Raw genomic sequence first — 5,581 nt, forward strand, 5'->3', positions numbered from 1 at the left:
CCCACCCGGTGCGGCTGCCGACGAGGGAAAGGCGGTAGTCACAACTGATCATAATACCGCCTCGCCCAGCCGCCTCCAGCAACGGCCACCATCACGGGCGGCACCACCTACCGTGTTTGGCCCGAGCCCCACAGCCAAACTCTCTCTGTTCGCGGGAAATACGGATCGGCGTCACCCTCCCATGGCCCGAACAGCTGCAGTCCGATTCCTTTTTTGCCCACGCGGAGACAACATCCTGGGGCTTCAAGACGAAAGGAGCACCCGTCCGGCTCGATTTTTGCCCGCATGGGAACGGCTGGTCGGCCGGTGGGTTCCGGATCCTGCGGTTGCAGTCCGGCTCGGTTTTTGCCCACGTGGGAGCCTGCGGCATTGGCAGCCGCACCTGACGAGTGGCTTGTCGCAGTTCGACTCGGATTTTGCCTGCGCGGGGACCCCGTCACAGTTTTCACCCCCGCTGACCTGCGACGATGCAAGATCGTTCCAGAACCTCCGGGAGGTGGATAACTGGGCAAAAATTCATGATCGATAACGTTTGTGCGGGTCAGGGAGGTGCCGATGTTTTCCGGAACCTCCCCCGATCCGCGGCGTGTCGGAGGTCCTGGGCGACGATCAAGGTTGTGCGGTTTGACAGGAAGCCGCATCGTGTGCTGCTCGGCCGGCCGAGCGCGGTGCCGGCGGGCCCGTAGGGTCTCCCTGGGGCTGCGCCCCTGGCCCCGCCCCTCCCGGCCGACCGGATGGCACGCCTGTGACCTGGCCACCGACACCACCTCCTGTCCGGGAGTACCGGGCGTATGTTCCGGCTCGGCGCTCCACGAGCCAGCCCCCTGCCTGGCCGATTCGCCCACAGGGCCGGACCTGCGGGGGCTGCGGCGCTGGCACGGGCGGACGGCAGCGGGTCACGGGCCACTCCGAAGACACAGATGCGGCATGTCCGGGTCGACGGTCGCCGGTACCCTCATCTTGTAGCCATGCCGAGCCGGACACGATGTAGGGGGTCGCGATGCGGGCGCCCCGTCGCCGACGGCCACGCAGCTCAACCAAGCTGATAGCCGCCGATCCGGGGTATCTGGCTGCCCTGGCCGCGCGGGTTTCCTACACCCCGAGCCCCGAGCACAAGGACTACCTGACCAGCGCCGGGCCGGGGAAGCTGCGAAGTGACGCGTCGGCGTGTCCACGTGACCTGGTGCTCGACGATGTCGCCAAATGGCTGTACGACGCGGTGCGCGCTGGCAACGTCAGCGCACACGTCGAGGGTGATTTCCCGCGTTACGTATGGACGCGGGTCGGTGAACGCGTCTACGAGGCGCGTCTGTGTAACTCGGGGTCTGGCGAGTACAAGGGATACCCGATCCTTCCCGCGGAAGCTCCGGGGTGGCTTCCGTGAGTGTCGGGGTCGAGTTGCGGATCGAGTGGCTTGACGCACCCGGCGTGCGTGCTCCCGAACTGGCCGCCACCTGGGCGAGGTACGAGCTGTGGGTGGACGGCAGATGTGTGACGCAGGTGGAGGAGGCCGGTGGCACCTTCCGGCGGTCGGTCTATGGCAGTCTTTATCCGCTGGCGGAATGGATCGCCACCAACTGGTGGCTGCTGACGGGGCACATTCGTCCCTCCGCCATCAGGCCCACGCACTGGACGTGGTCCAACCTGCGCCGGTATCCCTGGCTGCGCCAGCACAACCTGCGGGGCGCCGGAGACGGGATGGCCTGGCCCGACCTGACAGCGGTACCCGAAGGGGCGATCACCCGGATTGTCTGGGCCGCCGACGAGGACCGGGTGCCGGGGGCGTTGCGGTTCGCGTCACGCGGACGAGCGCTGGTGCGCTCCGACGAAGCCAGAAAGACGTTGGCCGGCATCGTCCAACGCGTCCTTGACCGGCTCGCGGAGTCGGACGTCGGGAAGACGCCGCTTTCCACGGAATGGGCGGAAATAGGAAACGCGGACGAAGAGGAGCGGGATTTCTTCCTGGCGGCGGCCAGGCTGGGCCTCGACCCGTATGCGGTCGACGAGGAGACCACGGCGAAACTGCTGGCCATTGTGCCGGCCATCCCGGACGAGCTTCGGGACGACTTCCTGGACAGCGCGGACCTCGACACCCTTGACATAGCCGCTGCGTGGCTCCCGAAAGCGTCCGAAGCGGCTCGCCACGCGTCAGCCGACGCCGCGATGCCGTTGGATCCTCTTCGTGCGGCGGTGGCGGGTGAGCTCGCCGCGGGCGCCGTGCGGGACGGCGCCGGCCTTCGACAGTCATGGCATGTCGGCTTCGACATGGCACGCGCGGTGCGGCAGGCGCTGGGCACCGGGGCGACCGTGCCCTTCGACATATCCGCCTGGGTGGGCGCACGGACACTTCAGGGCCCCGCGGGCGGCCTACAGGGCTTTGCCGCTGTCCGGGACGACCGGTGCGGGCTCGCGCTGAGCGATTCACCGACGTTCGCGAGCACGGCGGGGCCTGGTAGCCACTATCAGTCGTTCCGCCGCGCGAAGGCACTCGGCCGTGCGATTTTCCGGCCATATCAGCGAACCTTCCTCCTGGCCTCCACCCATGTCGGCGACGACCGGGTCGCGGGCGCCTTCGCGGCCGAGCTGCTTGCCCCGGCCGAGGGAATACGCCGTGCACTGGCGACTCTCGGGACGCACGACGAGGACGCCGCCCTCGACGTCATAGCGAGCCATTTCGGCGTTTCACCACTGACCGTAAGACATCAGGTCGACAACCAGCTTGAGGACATCTGAAAAGCTAATAATATTCATTTCAGCCCGGTGGGGGCGGGGTGTCGGTGGGCGTCGCCGGGCGGGACGGTCCGACGCGCTGCCGGTAGCGTCGGGTCTTGGCCCGGTTACCGCAGACGGCGGTCGCGCACCAGCGCCCGGTCCGGGGCTTCGATTCGTCGTAGAAGACGACTCGGCAGTCCGGCGCCGCGCACATCTTCACTCGCTGCCAGGTGCCGTCCGCCGTTGCGAGGACCGCGGCGGCCGCGAGACGCGCCACTGCCTGAGCGGCCTCGCCGCCTCCGGCGGGTTCGAGTTCGACACCGCCGGGGCCCACCCGGATCCGCAGCGCGAGGCGGTCGGCCACGTCGCCCAGATCGACGCTCTCCGGAGGCGGTTGCGTAGTCCGCCGGTTGGCCGCGGCCGCCTCGCGAAGCGCCGTGCGCAGGCGCAGCGCGTCCGCGAACTCGGTCTCGCCCGCGAACGCCCCTTCCGGCGCCAGGCCGTGAGCCGTGAGCCAGCGGCTCAGCGCCTCGGGATCCGTGAGCTGCTCGCGCGGCCGGTGGGCGCCGAAGATCCGCTCGTCCACGGAGTTGAGGAACGCCCCCAGTGCACGCAGCGACAGCGGCGCACCGTAGTGCGACGACCAGGCGTCCAAGGGGTCCATGTCCTCACCAGTGAACCACCTATCAGGAGCGACACCATTAAATGATATAGATGGTGTTGGTAAGGGCTGCGGCCTGAAGATCTACGACTAGAAGGGGCCCGGATGCGTACAGGAGAGCAGGCAGGACGGAGATCAGGCGGGCCGGCCGGGAGGGTGACGCCGTTCCGGATCAGCACACCGGACGACGTGCTGGAGCGGATCCGACAGCGTCTCGCCGAATTCGACCCGGCGGCCCTGTCGAGACGGCCCGGTTGGCAGTCCGGTACCGACCCGGCGGCGCTTGACGCACTCACGCGGTACTGGCTCACCGGCTACGACTGGCGCCGGCACGAGCGAGAGCTCAACACCTTCGAGCAGTTCATCGCCACCGTTGACGGCGTCAAGCTGCACGTCCTGCGGGAGCCCGGCTCCGGAACCGCTCCCTCGACGGTGCTGCTGCTGCATGGATGGCCCACCTCGTTCGCGACGTTCCGCGCGGTCATCCGCGGGCTCGCGCACCCGGAGACCGCCGGCGGCGATCCGAGGGACGGGCTGACCGTCGTCGTCCCGTCACTACCCGGATACGGCTTCTCCTCGCTCGCGCCGGCCCCGCTCGGCGCGCGGTCGGCCGGGCACCTCTTCCACAGGCTGCTTACCGAGGTTCTCGGGGAGTCCAGGTACTACGTCCACGGCGGGGATCAGGGTGCGCCGATCGCCGAGTGGATGGCCTTCGACCATCCGGACCACTGCGCCGGGCTGCACACCACCCTCCTCGGCGTCCGTCACGACGGGGCGCCCCTGGGAAGCGGCCTGACCGGCGTCGAGGATCCGTCGGCCGACGAGGCCGCGTTCGTCCGGCGGGAGCATGACCTGAACACCGGCCCCCTGGGCGCATACCTTCTTCTGCAGGTGACGGCGCCGCTCACGCTGGCACCGGCCCTGGCGGACAGCCCGGCCGGCTTCGCCGCATGGGCGCTGGAGAAGTTTCACCTGTGGAGCGACCCCAACGCCAACGCCAACGCCGCCGGCGGCGGACCGGCGCTGACCGCGGACGACATCATCACCGAGATGATGATCTATCTTGCCTCGGGCAGCGTCGCCAGCTCGTTGGTGGCCTACTCGGAGTTCCTCGCCGGCCCGATCACGCTTCCGCCCGGCCGCGTCATCGAGGTGCCCTCCGCGTTCGCGGCCTTCCCCGACCCGCGGGTCGTGACCCCGCCGGCGAGCTTCGTCGCGCGTTCGCGCAACCTGGTGCGATTCACCGAACCGCCGCGCGGTGGGCACTTCCCGGCCCTCGAGGTCCCTGAGATCTTCACGGCCGACCTGGCCGGGTTCGTCCGGCAGGCGGAACGCGCCAGCACGACGACGTGATCCGCGCATGCGTCGACGAGCCGGGCCGGGCCGGGGCGCGCCACCGTTCGGGTGAACGGTGCGTTTCCCGTTTCCCAGGCGGGAGCGTAAGAACCCCAGGCAGGAGCGTAAGAAAAACGTGACACTCCCCTCTCCACGGTTCTCACCGGGTCAGCTCTTCATGATCGGTTCACCGGGTCTCTCCGGCTGGTTCAGGATTTTTCTGGTGAGCTGGTGGAGGGCGGGGCAGAGGTTGACGGTGTCCTCGTAGCAGGCGACGTTGACCAGGATGTCGGCGGCGGCGACCAGCAGCGCGTAGCGTCCCGACGGGCTGTCGAGGATGTCCGCGAACGTGGCGTGGAGCTGTTCGGCGGTTTCGGGGGCGGCCAGGGCGGTGCAGTACAGGCGTGCGGCGCCGGAGCCGGCCACGCCGGTGCCCCAGTGTTCCCAGTCGAGGATCGTCAGGTTGGGGATGGTGACGTTGCCCCAGTGCAGGTCCAGGTGTTCGGTGCTGCCCCAGGCCGGCGCGATTCCCGGGGGGAGTGGCCGGCGGCCGCATGTCGGGTGAACACGCACGGTGACACCGTACCGTCCGGACCGATGGCGGCGGTGCCGTGTCCGCACTGCCCGCAGGTGTCCGCCTGCTGTCGTACTGAGGGTGTTGGCCGAGGTGTAGGTGGAAAACGTTATCTCGACAACGTTTTCCACCGACGGCTTCCGTACCCGTAGGTGGAAAACGTTGTCGGGGCAGCGCTTTCTACCTACGAGTGGTGGATGCCGGCTGCGGTCGTGGGTGGTTTTCGTCGATATGGTGTCCCTACGCGTGGATGTCGGGGGTCAGCGGCGTTGGGGGCGTGGGTGTGAACGGGTGTGCTG

At 68.6% G+C, this 5,581-nt stretch carries 5 protein-coding genes; 3 read left to right on the forward strand and 2 right to left on the reverse strand.

Translation table 11 applies throughout. The features are described from left to right. Window positions 1-1,000 precede the first annotated feature (1,000 nt). Together AC5LSR_RS22910 and AC5LSR_RS22915 are read left to right on the forward strand one after the other, a co-directional pair. The gene (locus AC5LSR_RS22910) at window positions 1,001-1,384 is read left to right on the forward strand and encodes a hypothetical protein (protein ID WP_250284641.1); all 384 of its coding nucleotides are present in this window, start codon (window positions 1,001-1,003) and stop codon (window positions 1,382-1,384) included. After that, the gene (locus tag AC5LSR_RS22915; protein ID WP_493469001.1) at window positions 1,372-2,733 is read left to right on the forward strand and encodes a hypothetical protein; all 1,362 of its coding nucleotides are present in this window, start codon (window positions 1,372-1,374) and stop codon (window positions 2,731-2,733) included. The genes AC5LSR_RS22910 and AC5LSR_RS22915 overlap by 13 nt, the downstream gene beginning before the upstream one ends. A gap of 19 nt (window positions 2,734-2,752) precedes the next feature. Here AC5LSR_RS22915 and AC5LSR_RS22920 read toward each other — a convergent pair whose 3' ends face one another. Next, the gene (locus AC5LSR_RS22920; RefSeq protein WP_250285881.1) at window positions 2,753-3,376 is read right to left on the reverse strand and encodes a CGNR zinc finger domain-containing protein; all 624 of its coding nucleotides are present in this window, start codon (window positions 3,374-3,376) and stop codon (window positions 2,753-2,755) included. A 102-nt stretch (window positions 3,377-3,478) separates the two neighbouring features. On the opposite strand from AC5LSR_RS22920, the gene AC5LSR_RS22925 reads away from it, so the two are divergent. After that, on the forward strand, window positions 3,479-4,726 hold the full coding sequence (locus AC5LSR_RS22925) for an epoxide hydrolase family protein (protein ID WP_250291679.1): 1,248 nt from the start codon (window positions 3,479-3,481) through the stop codon (window positions 4,724-4,726). A 150-nt stretch (window positions 4,727-4,876) separates the two neighbouring features. Here the strand turns inward: AC5LSR_RS22925 and AC5LSR_RS22930 are convergent, their stop codons facing one another. After that, window positions 4,877-5,281, reverse strand: a complete 405-nt coding sequence (locus AC5LSR_RS22930) for a hypothetical protein (protein WP_250285879.1) — start codon at window positions 5,279-5,281, stop codon at window positions 4,877-4,879. Window positions 5,282-5,581 lie beyond the last annotated feature (300 nt).

The organism is Protofrankia sp. CiP1_Cm_nod4 (genome assembly GCF_982290645.1).